A 13,783-nucleotide genomic window follows, 5' to 3' on the forward strand; every position below is an offset into this window, starting at 1 on the left:
GAGGGGAGTACCCGGCCTGTTACAGCGTTGATGGGTCTCACCTCCTCGGTCGTCACTGCACGGTGACGCTATCAGGTCCCGTGATCGTGGGGCAGCCGGTTTTCCCGGCCCCTTCCCGCAGGTCCCGTCGCCCCCCCCCGGCGGTACGGGGGGCGACGGGGAAAGGCCCTACGGCTGCGGGGAGCTGAACGCGGTCAGGAAGCGGTCGCGGAAGGTGTCCATCCGCCAGACGGGCGCGTCGTGTTCGGGCTGCAGCCCGTCGCTCCAGCCCCAGCCGGATACCTGGTCCAGCACCTTCGGGTCGTGGGCGACGATCGCGACCGGAACGTCGCGGCTGGCGTTGAGGCCGACGACCGTCGACACCGGCTGGTGGTCGCCGAGGAAGACCAGCACGGTGTTCTCGTTGCCGTACTTCGTCACGAAGTCGATGAGGTTGGTCAGCGAGTACTGGATGGCCTTGCCGTACTCCTGCCGCACCTGCCGGGGGTCCTTCCAGACCTCCTTGCGGTCCTTGCCCTCCTTCACGATGGTGTCGTAGACCGAGCCGTCGCCGACCTGGTCCCAGCCGATCGTGCGGGGGAGCGGGGCCCACGGGTTGTGGCTGGAGGTCAGGATGACCTCCGACATCATCGGCTGGTTCGACGCCTTCCCGTGCTCCAGGCGCTCGAACGCCGACAGCGTGTACTGGTCGGGCACCGGCGACCAGCCGAACTTGGGCCCCTGGTAGCCCATGGTGCGTGAGTCGTGGACGTGGTCCAGGCCGAAGAACTTGCTCTCCGGCCAGGCCCGCGTGACGCCGGGCATCATGCCGACCGTCCGGAAGTCGCCGGTGCGCTTGAAGGCGCTGGTCAGGGTCATCCGGTCGCTGGAGCTGACGTAGCGGTAGCGCTGCTGGTCCGGGACCCACAGCCCGGACAGGAAGGTGGTGTGGGCGAGCCAGCTTCCCCCGCCGGTGACGGGCGAGGTCAGCCAGCCGCTGCGGGCGGAGAAGCCCGCGTCGGCGAGCTGCCGGGTGCCCTTGCCGAGCACCGCGTCGACGTCCGGCGCCATCGCCGGGTTCTCGACCGCGTCGCGGCCGTAGCTCTCGATGAACGTGAAGATGACGTCCTTGCCGCGCAGTCCGGACAGCAACTGGTCCGACGGCACCTTCGCGAAGCGGTCGTCGGCCACCTCCTTGGCGAACACCTTCTGGTCGGCCAGTCCCTGCTGCACCATGGCGACCTGGCCCCGGAGCCGCTGCCCGGCGTCCTTGGCGGCCATGCTCAGCCCGGAGACCTGGAGGCCGAGCGTCGCGCACGTCATCCAGACCACGCCGGCCACCAGGGTGCTGCGGCGTGCCACCGAGGAGTGCCGCACCATCAGCTTGGAGAGCCGCACGATCGCCAGCGGCATCAGCACGACCAGCGCGAGGACGGCGAGCAGGGCTCCGGCCAGGGTGCCGTACGCGGTCGTTGCCCCGGCCGTGTCCTTCAGGAACGACAGCCCGTCGGCGAACAGGGACCAGTCGAACAGCAGGTAGAACGGCCGTCGCAGCGTCTGGTAGAAGCCCATGTCCACGCAGTTGAGGACGACCAGCAGGGCGAGGAGGACACCGCTGAGGACCGCCACCACGCGCCGGGGCCTGGGCGGCAGCACGAGCAGCAGGGCGGCCAGCAGGATCGGCTCCGCCGGGACGCGGAGGAAGCGGGAGGCGGTCAGCTCGGAGAGCTGGTCGGGCATCAGGAACGCGAAGAGCACCAGGGCGGCGGCGAGGACCGTGAGGCTCCACGACACGGCGCGGGTGACGTCCGGGTGCCGCTCCCGCCACCGGGCGAGGGCGCTGCCCGCGGCGGGAGCCGGTTCGCCGGGGTCCTCCTCGTGGGCCTTCCCGTCGTCCGTCCCGCCGACGTCGGCAGGGGCTGGCCGGGTGGCCGCCTCCGCTTCGGGCCCGGGCCCGGGCTCGGGCTTGGCTTCGGGCTCGGGTGCCTCCGTGGCCGCCTCCTCTTCCGGCGCGTCGCCCGGGGGTGGTTGCTCCGTCGTGTCCGCCTGGTCCGTTACCGGTCGCTGATGAGCGCTGGAGAGCGACAACCCGAAGTTCCTTCCAAAAGCGAGCCACAGAAATGGGGGCGACCCCCGCTGGAGGAGCTTGGGCCACCGACAAGCCTGTACGGCTCGCCCCACGCCCCGGTTCACCCATCTCCCCTACGCCGGGGAAAAAGGAACCATTGCATGGGGATCTCTTTACGGAAGTGGGAGGGTCTCCGCCAGGGCGTCCTCGCGGGGCACGCACCGCATCGGCATCGCGGTGGGGTGGACGACCGCGCCGCGGGCGAGTTCGCGCACGTGCGGGCCGGCGTCCGCCGGGCGCAGGCGCCACCGGGCGGCGACGGTGGCGACCTGGATGACGGCCTGCGTGAGCGCGAAGACGTTGCCCGGGCACTGGCGGCCGCCCGCGCCGAAGGGGATGGACGCGGCCCTGGGCAGGCGCGCGGCGCGTTCGGGCAGCCAGCGGTCGGGGTCGAAGGAGAGGGGGTCGGGGTGGAGTTCCGGCAGGTGGTGCAGGACGTACGGGCTGAACAGCACCGTCGCGCCCGCCGGGACGCCGACGTCGCCGAGGAGCACCTCCTCCGGGGAGAGCCGCAGGATGATCCACGGCGCGTACCGGCGCAGGGCCTCCTGGACGACGCGCCGGGTGCGGGGGAGGCGGGGCAGGTCCTCGAAGACGGCCGGGCGCCCGCCGAGGACCCGGTCTGTCTCCTCGTGGAGCCGGTGCTCCACCGCGGGCTCGCGGGCGAGTTCGTGGAAGACCCAGGCCAGGGTGGCGCCGGTGGTCTCGGTGCCCGCGACGAGCATGTTGACCAGCTGGTCGTGGACCTGGTCGTCGGTCAGCCGCTCCCCGGTCCCCTCGTCCGCGGTGAGCAGCAGGACGGAGAGCAGGTCGCCGTGGTCGGTGCCGTCGGCGCGGGCGGCCTCCACCACGTGCCGGGTCGCGGAGCGCAGACGCCGTACGGCCCGGTCGAAGCGCCGGTTGGCGGGGGTGGGCAGCCGCAGCAGGGCGTCGGGGAGCATGGAGCGGCGGGGGATCTCGTCCAGGACGACGGGCAGGGAGCGCTGCACCTCGGTGACGGCGTCCGCGCCGAGGTCCGAGGAGAACAGCGCCCTGGCCACGGTGGTGAGGGCGAGCGCGTTCATCTCCTCGTCCACGCGCAGGATCCCGCCGGGCCGCCAAGCGGCGGTGCGCTCGTCGGCGACGGCGGTCATGGTGGCCGCGTAACGGGCGATGCGGGCCCGGTGGAATGCGGGCTGCATCAGCCGGCGCAGCCTGCGGTGCTCGGCACCGTCGGCGGTGCCGACGCCGGAGCCGAGCAGGGGGCGCACCTTCTCGATGAGCACACCCTGGTCGAACCGGCCCGCCTCGCCGACCAGCACGGCGCGGACCAGTTCGGCGTCGTTGACGACGTACGCGGGCAGGCCGCCCAGGCGGATGCGGACCACCGGGCCGACGGCGGGGAGCGAGCCGAGGAACTCCAGGGGCCGGCGCAGCAGTGCCGGACCGTGGCCGAGCAGGGGCAGCGCGCCGGGGGCCTCGGGAGCCCGCCGGACGGCGGAGGGCGCACCGGCGGTCGCGGTGCTGGGGAGGGGGGTCACGGCGTCCCGTCTTCCGTCGGGCCGGCGGTCGCTGCCGCCGGCGGGGCCAGAGGAGTGAGAGGGGTGAGAGGGGTGAGATGGGTGAGCGGGGCGAGGTGGGCGCGGTACCAGGGGGCGGCGGCGGCGAACCGGGTGGCGAAGGCCCCCGGGGTGTGTCCGGTGCGCCGCCAGACGCGGCCGCTGTCGTAGTGGTGGTCCTGGCCGAACAGTGCCAGGTGGCGCAGGTCGCGGGGCCGCCCGGCGAGGAGTTCGCGGGCCTCGTCGTACGTGAGGTCGGCCGCCGGGGCGGGCACGCCGAGGTGCTCGGTGAGCGCCGCGGTCAGGTCGCGCACGGCGACCGGCTCCGGGTGGCCGACGTGGTGGACCTCCCCGCCCGGTACCGGACCCCAGTCGGCCACGGCCAGCGCGGCGATCGCCGCCGCCAGGTCCTCGACGGCGACCAGGGAGAGCAGGGCCCGGCCCCCGTCGACGGAGACCGGGAGGGCGGTGAGGGTGCGCACGAGCCGGGGGACCAGCCATCGGTCGCCCGGCCCGTACACGAACATCGGCCGCAGCACGACGCCTCCGGCGGCCCGGACCGCGCGCTCTCCGGCGAGCCGCGAGCGGCTGACGGCGGAGACCGGCGCGGGGACGAGGCCGCCCTCGACGGCGCCGCGGTGCGGGCCGTCGCCGTAGACGGCGGCGGTGCTGAGGTGGACGATCCGCCGCACCCCCGCACGCCGCGCCTCGGCGACCAGGGCGGCGGTGCCCCGGTCGTTGACGAGGCCGCAGGCCCGGGGATCGTCCTCGTCCACGGTGCAGGCCAGGTGGAGCAGGGTGTCCACGCCGTCGCAGACGCCGCGCAGGGTGCCGCGGCGGGCGAGGTCGGCGTGGACGAGGCGGGCCGCGGGGTCGGCGACGGGTGGGCGACGGTGCGTCAGCAGCCGCAACTCCACGCGCTGGTCACGCAGTAGGCGGTGGACGGCACGGCCGGTGAAGCCGGAGGCGCCGGTGAGCAGGACGGTCGTCATCGGGGACCTCCGGGGGCGGCGGGCCGGATGGGCAGCGCTGCCGCGCCCGGGAGGCGGTGTGCCGGATGCGGCCGCAACGCCAGCCCATGACAGGGGGGTTGACGGTGGATGGCACTGCTGGTGAGCAGGACGGACGGGACGCCGACGACGAAGGCCATCGCCGTGGGTACGGGCCGGTCGGCGGTGCGGTGGTGCGGGAAGTCGGGCGCTGCCGAGTCCGGGAGGGTCGGTGGGGCGCAGGGCAACCCCGTCCGGTGGTTGCGGAGTTGCCGGTTGGCGACGGTCGTCATCGGGGGCCTCCGGGCGCGGCGGACTGGATCAGCAGCGCCGAGGTGAGCAGGGCGGACAGGAAGCCGACGACGAAGGCCATCGCCGCGGGCACCGGCCAGATCGCGGTGCGGTGGCGCAGGAAGCGCAGCGCCGCCATGACCGGCAGGGCCAGGAGGGCGCAGGGGAGCAGTGCCCGGGGGTCGCGCAGCAGGGCCGCGGCCAGCACGGCGGCGAGCACCGCCCAGCCCAGCGCCGCCAGGGCGCTGGGCACCGGGCCGATGGCGCCCGAGTACGTCCGGGAGCCGGGCTCGGACCGCCAGCGGGTCTTGCGGGCGAACTCGAAGTGCAGGAAGACGCAGGCGGGGACGAGCAGCAGCGGCAGCGCCCGCCAACGGGCCGGCACGGGCGTGGAGCCGGTCAGGGAGACGTAGACGTACACGCTGAGCAGCAGTTGCACCGGGTGCGTGACGGCGAGGTTGAGCAGCACGCCGTCCCGGAGCCGGGGGGACCACCGCTCCAGCACCACCAGCAGCCAGGAGTACGCGAGGCAGGCGGCGAGCGGGAGCAGCGACACCCGTGACAGCGCCGCGTTCGGCGTGACGAGGAGCACCGCCACGACGCCCATCGCGCACCGCAGTTGGACGACGGTGACCGTGCCCCGCACCAGGGGACGGTCCGGGTTGTGCTCCCGGTCGTAGCCGAGGTCCTTCTGCTCGTCGACCATCCGCAGCCAGAAGAGCACCAGGACGGCCGAGGCGCAGCGCACCGCCGTGCCGGCGCCGGGGTGCCAGGGCGTGCGGGTCGCCGCCGCGGCGGCGGCCTCCAGCGACAGCACCCACAGCGTGGCGTAGGGGACGTACACGTACGGGGTGAAGACCTGGACGGTGAAACGGAAGAGTGCGGTCGCCGTCCTCATCGGCCCGCCTCGGGCGGGGGCGCGAGGATCTTGACGCGCCCGGTGGAGCCGTCCATCTCGATGAGCGCGCCGTCGGGGATGGCGGTGGTGGCACCGGAGACGGCGACGACCGTGGGGATGGCGAACTTGCGGCCGGTGATGGCGGTGTGCGAGAGCAGGGTGCCGCGTTCCACGACCAGCCCGCGCGCGCCCAGCATCAGGAAGAGCCAGCCGGGGTCGGTCTCCCGGGCCACCAGGATCATGTCCGGGCACGGTTCGACGGGCCGCAACGGGTCGAGGACGACGCGGGCGGTGCCGCGGACGACCCCGCCGCTGGAGCCCAGTCCCGACAGTTCCCCGTCGCCGTCGCTGTCGCCGTGCCCGCCGGAGGCGGTCGTCGGCGCCGGGCCGCCGGGGAGCCGGTCGCGGACCGGGCCCAGGGTGGTGAAGCCCGGCGGGAGGTCCGGCCCGGACGCCTCGTACTCGGCGCGGCGGACGTCGGCGAGCGCCTGGAGGTCGCCGCTGACCCCGCTGCCGTCGTACCAGCCGAACAGTTCGTCCTGGGTGAGGTGGACGACGTCGCCGGGGTCGCGCAGCACCCCGCGCGCGTGCAGGTCCTCGCCCAGCGAGGCGAAGACCGCCTTGCTGTAGCCGAAGAGCTCGCTGCGGAAGTAACGGGAGTTCTCCCGGTGGGTGATGGCCCGGCGCAGGGCGGCGAGCAGGGCGCGTACCAGCCGCAGCCGGGGCGATCGGGCGCCGAGCGCGGCGGCCAGCCGTTCCTCGGCCGCGGCGCGCACCCGCAGTTCGGCCGTACGCAGGGCGGGCCCGTCGAGGCCGCCGGCGGCGTGCTCCCCGGCCATCCGCAGCAGCGTCCAGGGGGTGCTGCGGAGGTTGGGCTGCTCCATCTTCAGTTCGTGCAGGCCGCGGTCGCCGTAGCGGTCGAGGTGCTCCAGCGCGGCCGCCCGTGTTTCCGCGCCGTAGGCGCCGTCCCGTACGGCCCGCCAGAGCTCCGGGCCCGGCTCCGGGCCGGAGCGCAGGGCGGCGGACAACCGCGGGTCCCGGCGTACGGCTTCGGCCAGCCGTAGCAGCGACATCACCGCCTCGCTGCTGCGGTTGGACTCGTCGCCGCAGAGCAGGTCGCTGAGGAGGCCGGGGCCCTCGTGCGGCGCCCAGCGCGCGAGCAGCCGGCCGGTGATGCCGGCGGTGGTGCCGAGCACGGAGTCGTTGAGGAGGGTGACGCCCCAGTGGTTGCCGGCCTGCCGCCACACCTCGCGGTGGTCCTGGATGCGGGCCAGCGGGTCGACGCCAGACCAGTCGGCGCCCCGGCGATCGGCGATCAGCGCCTCCCACCAGCTCTCGAATGCCGTCATGGACCGGTGGTGACCGGCGATCAGCCGGACGACCCGGGCCACCGGACGGACCAGGCGCACGGGGGAGGGGGCGGGCGCCGCGGCGGGGCCGCTGCCCTCGGCCAGGCCCATCATCGACTCCCACGAGGCGCGGAACCACGGGAAGACGGCGAGCCGGCCGTGCAGCCGGTACCAGGACTCCAGGTCGTAGTGGATCCGGTTGCGGTGCAGGCCGATCATGCGCTCCAGGTACGGCTCGTCGTCGTGGAGGGTCCGGGCCGGCACGCCCAGCCTGCGGTACAGGTCGTGGAAGATCGTGCGGTAGAACCGCTGCGCGAAGGAGTAGGTCAGCGCGGTGGTGGGTCCTGGGAAGCTCTCGGTGACGTTGGCGCTGCTCCACAGCCGGCGAAGCCGCAGGTCGACCGCGACCGGGCGGGACTGGACGAGGTGCACCCGTCCGTCGGCGGTGACGGCGCCCTCGACGTCCTGCGGCCGCCCGCCGAAGAGCTTCTGCACGGTACGGCCGAGGGCCGCCAGTTCCCGTACGAGCGGGTCGTCGAGGACGGGCGCGTCGCGCAGCTCCGGCGGCACGGGCTGCGGCACCGGGCCGGCGTCGGGGCGCCGCGGGTCGGGGACGAGCCGTTCGGGCTTGACGGCGACCACGCGCTCCAGCCGCTGCTCCGGGCCGCGCAGGAAGTAGTGGTCGACGCCGACCTTCTCCTGCACCACGCCTTCGCCCAGGCCCAGGCCCGCGGCGATCAGCGTGTCGGGGGCGCCCGTCCCCGGATCGCAGGTGAACATCACGAAGGAGCGTTCCGCCGGCACCATCCGCTGGATGCCGACGGCGACCGCGACGCCGTCCGGGCCGCCGGAGTCCACCGGCAGGCCGCGGGCGTGCCGGTAGAGCAGGGCCTCCGCGTTGTGCCCGGAGGCCCAGCACGCCCGGACCCGGTCGACGACCGCGGCGCGGCGCACCTGCAGGAAGCTGTCGCTGAGCCCCGCGAAGGGGTCCTCGGCGGAGTCCTCCCCGTGGACGCCCACGGTGCAGGCCCGTACGGCGGCCGGCGCGCCGGGGCCGATCACCTCGTCGAAGGCGGCGAGCAGCCGCCGTTCGGCCTCCGGCGGCAGGGGCGCGCCGGCGTACAGCTCGCGGATGCCGGCGGCCGCGGCCCGGACGGAGGCGGGGTCGGCGAAGTCCGCCGACCGCAGCAGGGCGTCGATGCGCGGGCGCAGCGGCCGGGTGAGGGCGCGGTGCCAGTCCGCGGGCAGGACGAAGAAGGCGGGTACGGTCAGTCCGGCCTCGCGCATCCGGGCGAGCCGCGCGAATTTGTGCCCGCAGTCGTCGGGGGTCATCCGTTTCCCGTCGAGCAGCGGGGCGAGGGCGGCGGGGCGCCGGCGGGCACGGTGGCCCCTGTCGTCGGTCACGGTCACCACACCGCCGGGATCAGCCGCTTGCGCTGCTGGGCGTACGCGGCGTACCCGCGCAGGTCCTTCAGGGTCCGCTCCTCGGCACGGATGCGCAGCACGACGGCGGGCAGCAGCAGCGCGAGGAACGCGGCCACGCTCAGCGGGTTGGCCAGGACTCCGACGAAGCCCGCGTGCGCCAGCACCATGCCGCTGTAGGCGGGGTGGCGCACCACCCGGTACGGGCCGTCGGTCACGACCTCGTGGTCGCCGAGGGTGCGCACCTTGTGCGAGTAGAAGCGGCCGAGCCGGCGGATCGCGGCCAGGCGCAGCGCGGGACCGCAGACGAACACGGCCGCCGCGAGCCACTGGCCGGGCCCCCAGCCCTGCCACCAGGGCGCCACGAAGAGGGCGGCGGCCACCACCGCGCCGCGGGCCGCCCCGTACCACTGCATGGTGCCGCGGTCGTCGCCGCCGGCGGCCTGGGGGGCGGCACGGAAGGTGACGCGCAGTTCGAGGAGGGTCCACAGCAGGTAGAGGCCGATCACCACGGCCTGGGCGCGGTGCCGGGGCTCGGACCAGTGGCCGCCCTCGCGGACCAGGGCCCAGCCCAGGGCCACCAGTCCGGCGGTGAACAGGGCCGGCGGGAAGAGGCTCTCCAGGCGGGGGCGGCGCTCGTGGTGCGGCGGGGGTGCGGGGCGGGTGTCCGTGCCGGCGTCCGGGGTCATCGGGTGCCTCCCGCGGAGGCGCCGCGCAGCCTGCGGTAAGCGGCGGGGGACATCGCGTACCCGCTGAAGCGGGCCTCGCCGACCGGACCGCCGCTCGCGCTGAACCGGACGCGGACGTCACCGCCGCAGGCCGGGGGCAGGGAGTCCGTCCACAGCCGGACCTGCTCGGCGCGGCGTACGGGACGGGCGGTGGCGGCGCGCAGCGAGGCGACGACGTAGCGGCGGTCGAAGTCCACCCGGCGTGACCGGTGGCCCAGCAGCGTCACGAACTGCCGTGCCGCCTCGGTGAGTTCGGTCAGCGATCGCAGCTCCACGCCGGTTCCGCCGGAGCGGGCGCGCAGATGGTGACCGCGGGGCGGGGAGAGCAACTCGGCGCTGTAGCCGCCGGGGCCGTGGTTGCGGTAGCCGGCGAGCAGGACGTTCTCGGGCCGGTGGCGGTGGACCAGTTCGGGGGCGACCATGGTGTCCCGGCGCGGCCCCCGGTCCTCGCCGGCCCGCGGTCCGGGCAGCGTCGTGGCCCCCGGGCTTCCCGGGGCCGGGACGGCCACCGCGTGGATCCGTCCGTCGCAGACCGTGCGGTCCTGCTGCAGGCCGTGGACGCGCCACCCGCCGGGCGTCCCGGGCAGGGCACGCGCGCTGATCTCCACGGGGAGGTGCTTCTCGGCGAAGCGGCCGAACTCCAGTTCCAGCGCGTGGACCCGCCAGGCGGGACGGGAGTCCGCGTCCGCCCCGGCGACGCGCTCGACGAGTTCGGTGGCCCCGTCGATCAGCAGGGCAGCGGGCAGGTGGTCGAGGGGGTGGTCGAAGAAGAAGGGGTCCTGTTCGACCGTCCGCAGGCGGGCGGTCCAGGTCACCGTGGCGTCGCCGCCGCGGTGGCCGGCGCGCTCGTCCACGGGTGCTTGTAAGACTGGCATCGGACAACAACTCCGTTGGTCTTCCCGGCGTTTCACCGTGCATGGGCAGGTTCGGTCGATCGGACCAGTTGTGTGTTGCGCGCTGGAGTCGACGCTACTACCCGTGGGTAATAACTATCGGCGGGCCGCCCGGGGCGGGTGGATTCCGGCCACGCCCCGGCCCCGGCGTCACCGGGGGTCCGCCGACGAGGTCGCCGGGCGGACGGCGGCACGGGGTGCCGCGGGATCCTGGGGCGCGAGGGGGTCAGCGTTTGCTGTTGCGAACAAAGTTGGCGCGATCTGAGCCCTCGAACAGGACCGAATTCCACGGGGATTTCCCTTTTGTTCGCCGCGGCGGGTGTTCGCGCGGTGACGTGTGGTGAGGCCGAGTCCCCTGGGGAGTCAGTTCCCGGGTGCGGACCAGGCGTTCGGCCCGAGCCGGTCGATGATCGTACGGAGCTGCTCCCGGTCGAGCTCGTAGATCGTCTCGCCCGCCCTCGGGTCGCGCGCGTGGAGGGTGTGGAACAACGGCCCGCCGTGGGCGCCGATCTGGACCAGGGTGGCCGAGGCCCCCCGGACGGCGCGCTCGGTACCGGGCGGCGCGGTGAGGTCGACCCGCCCGACGACCCCCGGGGTCACCCACACCGGCACCGACTCCAGGTGCCCGGACAGCTGGAGGTGGAAGTGGCCGCACAGGATCAGCCGCACGTCCGTGCCGCGGATCGCGTCGGCCAGCTCGCCGGGGTTCCGCAGCCCCAGCGCGTGCTGCACCTCGACGTCGAGCGCGATCGGCGGATGGTGCAGCACCAGCACACTGCCCATGGGGGCCGGGGTGGCCAGGACCTCGCGCAGCCAGTCCAGCTGGGCCCCGCCGAGCAGGCCGTACCCCATGCCCGGCACGAGCGAGTCCAGGGTGATGAAGCGGAAGCCGTCGACCACGCTCACGGCCGCCCGCTCTCCGGCGGGCGAGGTGAGCATCGCCCGGGCGTGGTTGCCGCCCTCGGGGCGCAGGTGCCCGCTGCCCAGCGCCCGCGCGAAGGCGCGGCGCTCGTCGTGGTTGCCGGTGCTGTAGAACACCGGCGCCCGCCGCCGCAGGGCGAAGTCCCGGACGATGTCGCGCACGGAGATGTACGCGTCCAGCGACCCGTCGTCGGCGATGTCGCCGCTGATGACGATGACGTCGATGTCCGCGACCGGCTCCAGGTCGTTCAGCAGACCGCGCAGCGACTCCCTCGCGTTGACACCACCCGCCCTCGGCGCACCGAAGCGATCGAGATGGGTGTCGGAGAGATGCAGGATCCGCATTGCGCGTACGGTACTCGGCTCGCGGCGCGACGTCACCGATCATTGCGCCGCGCACCGGACGGCGGCGCCGCGAAGCGGAACGGAGTTGCGGGGGGACGCGGCGGTTCGTGACGCTTGGACCCGGCGACGGGAATCCGGGGAAGAAGGGGGCCGCGTCATGGACCGGTCGTGGAAGCGCTTCGGCTGGAGGGCCACCGAGGTGCCGCAGGCGCCGCTCGACGACCGGCAACGGTTGGGGGCGGGCGTGCCGTTGACACTGCGGGCCGTCCAGGACGCGCGGGCCGTGCAGCGGCCGGTGTTCGACCCGGCGTTGCAGCAGTACCCCAACGCGTACCGGGCGGCCGACCCGCGCTTCCCGGACCCCGGGGTGGAGGCTGCGTGGCTGGAGGCCCGCCGCCGGGCGACGGACCTCGTGCTCGCGGCCGTCGCGGACTCGCCGTGGGCGGAGCATCTGGTGCTGCGCGGCAGCAGGCTGCTGCGCGCCTGGTTCGGGGACGCCGCGCGGGAGCCCGGCGACCTGGACTTCGTCGTCGTGCCCCGGGAGTGGCGGATCGAGGAGCCGCGCACGACCCGGCTGTTCAAGGGCATCGCCCGCGCGGCCGGGCACGTCTCCGCGTCCGGGCCGGTACGGATCTCCGCCGGGGACGCGGTCGCGGAGGACATCTGGACGTACGACCGCGTGCCCGGGCGCCGGCTCGTCCTGCCGTGGACGGCGGACGGGCTGCCCGGCGGGATCGTCCAGCTCGACGTCGTCTTCAACGAGCGGCTGCCCACACCGCCGGAGCGCTTCCCGCTCCCCGCCCTGTCGGCGGGCGGCCCGCAGGCCGCGGTGCTCGGGGTCTCCCCGGAACTGTCGCTGGCGTGGAAGCTGATGTGGCTGGTCAGCGACAGGCATCCGCAGGGCAAGGACCTGTACGACGCGGTGCTGCTCGCCGAGTCCTGCCGACTGCGGCCGGAGGTCCTGCGTGACGTCTTCCTCGACGCCGAGGGCTGGTACGCGCTGCACCCCGTCACCGCGGACGCGCTCGGGGACCTGGTGCCGGAGGTGGAGTGGCGGCACTTCGCGGCGGAGTACCCCCGGCTCGGCGGCGACGCGGCCGCGTACGGCCGCCGCCTGACCGCGGCCCTGGCCCCGACCTTCGACGGCGCCCCTCAGGGCGCCGCCCTGCGGGCCTGGTGGATGGCGCCCTGGCTCGCCGAGTACCGCGGCGTCCACGACCGCGAGGGCATGGCGGGTCTGCAGAAGCGGCTGGCCGCCGAGGTGGGTCCGCCGGTCGCCGTCGTCATCACCCGCCAGGTGCTCGGCCCCGGTCGGTGCAGCCCCGAGGACGCCCTCGACATCATGCTGGCCGACCCGGCCTGGTCCCAGTGGGTCGAGATCTACGAGCGGCACCCGCAGTGGCGCCGGGAGCACCTGTCCGAACCGGGGTAGTGACGGCCGGCTCCCCGCCGGGGGGTCGTTGGCCGCGGTACGGGCGCGTTGCGCGCCCGGGTGCGGGGTCGGCCGCGTGCGCCCGATGCCACGGGTCCGGCTTCCGCCGTGACCGGTGAGGTCCCGTCCGTGGTGCGGCGAGCCATGGGACGGAAGGAGGAGCACCGCCGAAGGGCTGAAGGGGCGTTGGCGGAGGAGCACTTGGCCGAGCAGAGGGCGGCGGGTCTTGACGTGCGCGCCCTTGCCGGCGGCGGGCGGTGGGGCGGGACGAGGGGCGCCGCGAAGGCCGCCCGTCAGGCGGCCGGGGGCCGGAGCCGGTCGGTGATCGCGGCGGTAGCGGTGTCCGCCACCCCCGGGCGGCGTCGTGCGTTCGAGGCCATCGCGCCGGTTGCTGCCGCCGCGGCATGCGGCATGGCGGGGCGCGCCGGGACGAGGGATGCCGTCAAGGCGGCCCACCAGCCGGCCGGGGGACCGGGGTCGGTTGGTGATCGGGCACGGGCGGGTGCGGGGTTCGCCCGACCCGCCCGGGGGCCTGGGTCGTGGGGTCAGCCGCGTACGCCGGACGCCACGGCTGCGGCTGCCGCCAGGGCGGGCGGTGGCGCGGAACGAGGAGGCCCGCCGACCGTCTGAAGGGGCGTTGGCGGCGGAGGACTTGATTGAGCGACGGGGTGGTGGGCCGGGACGAGGTGCCCCGTGAAAGTCGCCCGTCAAGGGGCCGGGAACCGGAACCGGTCGATGACCGTGGCGGCAACGGGCGCGGGGGGGGGGGGGGGGGGGGGGGGGGCGGCCCCCCCCCCCCAGGGGTGTGCGCAGACCCCGGGGGGCGGGAGCCCCCCGGTGGGGGTGCCCCCGGGGCGGGGGGGGCCCGGG

9 protein-coding genes are annotated in these 13,783 nt (G+C 75.0%); 1 reads left to right on the forward strand and 8 read right to left on the reverse strand.

Annotated features, from left to right (window positions below; translation table 11 throughout):
• Positions 1–168: 168 nt before the first annotated feature.
• From ACFV3E_RS43560 to ACFV3E_RS43595, 8 genes are all read right to left on the reverse strand, one after another.
• Positions 169–2,067 (reverse strand): alkaline phosphatase family protein, encoded by a 1,899-nt coding sequence (locus ACFV3E_RS43560; RefSeq protein WP_500541652.1) that lies wholly within the window; start codon positions 2,065–2,067, stop codon positions 169–171.
• Between the two features lie 153 nt (positions 2,068–2,220).
• Positions 2,221–3,627, reverse strand: coding sequence for a cytochrome P450 (locus ACFV3E_RS43565; protein WP_500541654.1), 1,407 nt, complete (start codon positions 3,625–3,627; stop codon positions 2,221–2,223).
• The gene (locus tag ACFV3E_RS43570) at positions 3,624–4,637 is read right to left on the reverse strand and encodes an NAD-dependent epimerase/dehydratase family protein (RefSeq protein ID WP_500541656.1); all 1,014 of its coding nucleotides are present in this window, start codon (positions 4,635–4,637) and stop codon (positions 3,624–3,626) included. The genes ACFV3E_RS43565 and ACFV3E_RS43570 overlap by 4 nt, the downstream gene beginning before the upstream one ends.
• Before the next feature lie 286 nt (positions 4,638–4,923).
• Positions 4,924–5,823: a hypothetical protein gene (locus ACFV3E_RS43575; RefSeq protein ID WP_500541658.1), complete on the reverse strand. Its 900-nt coding sequence runs from the start codon at positions 5,821–5,823 to the stop codon at positions 4,924–4,926.
• Complete coding sequence (locus tag ACFV3E_RS43580; RefSeq protein ID WP_500541660.1) at positions 5,820–8,576, reverse strand: PEP/pyruvate-binding domain-containing protein; 2,757 nt, start codon at positions 8,574–8,576, stop codon at positions 5,820–5,822. Before ACFV3E_RS43580 ends, ACFV3E_RS43575 begins: the two co-directional genes overlap by 4 nt.
• A 2-nt stretch (positions 8,577–8,578) precedes the next feature.
• Complete coding sequence (locus ACFV3E_RS43585; protein ID WP_500541662.1) at positions 8,579–9,283, reverse strand: methyltransferase family protein; 705 nt, start codon at positions 9,281–9,283, stop codon at positions 8,579–8,581.
• On the reverse strand, positions 9,280–10,197 hold the full coding sequence (locus ACFV3E_RS43590) for an AfsA-related hotdog domain-containing protein (RefSeq protein ID WP_500541664.1): 918 nt from the start codon (positions 10,195–10,197) through the stop codon (positions 9,280–9,282). Before ACFV3E_RS43590 ends, ACFV3E_RS43585 begins: the two co-directional genes overlap by 4 nt.
• Positions 10,198–10,578: 381 nt before the next feature.
• On the reverse strand, positions 10,579–11,481 hold the full coding sequence (locus tag ACFV3E_RS43595; RefSeq protein ID WP_500541666.1) for a metallophosphoesterase family protein: 903 nt from the start codon (positions 11,479–11,481) through the stop codon (positions 10,579–10,581).
• A 157-nt stretch (positions 11,482–11,638) separates the two neighbouring features.
• On the opposite strand from ACFV3E_RS43595, the gene ACFV3E_RS43600 reads away from it, so the two are divergent.
• On the forward strand, positions 11,639–12,913 hold the full coding sequence (locus ACFV3E_RS43600) for a nucleotidyl transferase AbiEii/AbiGii toxin family protein (RefSeq protein WP_500541668.1): 1,275 nt from the start codon (positions 11,639–11,641) through the stop codon (positions 12,911–12,913).
• Positions 12,914–13,783: the final 870 nt, after the last annotated feature.

Source organism: Streptomyces sp. NPDC059718, assembly GCF_042733315.1.
Classification (GTDB): Bacteria; Actinomycetota; Actinomycetes; order Streptomycetales; family Streptomycetaceae; genus Actinacidiphila.

Bases quoted from the DNA above. Each gene is read 5' to 3' on its own strand.
- ACFV3E_RS43575 (WP_500541658.1), bottom strand. From the start codon at position 5,823: ATGAGGACGGCGACCGCACTCTTCCGTTTCACCGTCCAGGTCTTCACC.
- ACFV3E_RS43570 (WP_500541656.1), bottom strand. From the start codon at position 4,637: ATGACGACCGTCCTGCTCACCGGCGCCTCCGGCTTCACCGGCCGTGCC.
- ACFV3E_RS43600 (WP_500541668.1), top strand. From the start codon at position 11,639: ATGGACCGGTCGTGGAAGCGCTTCGGCTGGAGGGCCACCGAGGTGCCG.
- ACFV3E_RS43585 (WP_500541662.1), bottom strand. From the start codon at position 9,283: ATGACCCCGGACGCCGGCACGGACACCCGCCCCGCACCCCCGCCGCAC.
- ACFV3E_RS43590 (WP_500541664.1), bottom strand. From the start codon at position 10,197: ATGCCAGTCTTACAAGCACCCGTGGACGAGCGCGCCGGCCACCGCGGC.
- ACFV3E_RS43595 (WP_500541666.1), bottom strand. From the start codon at position 11,481: ATGCGGATCCTGCATCTCTCCGACACCCATCTCGATCGCTTCGGTGCG.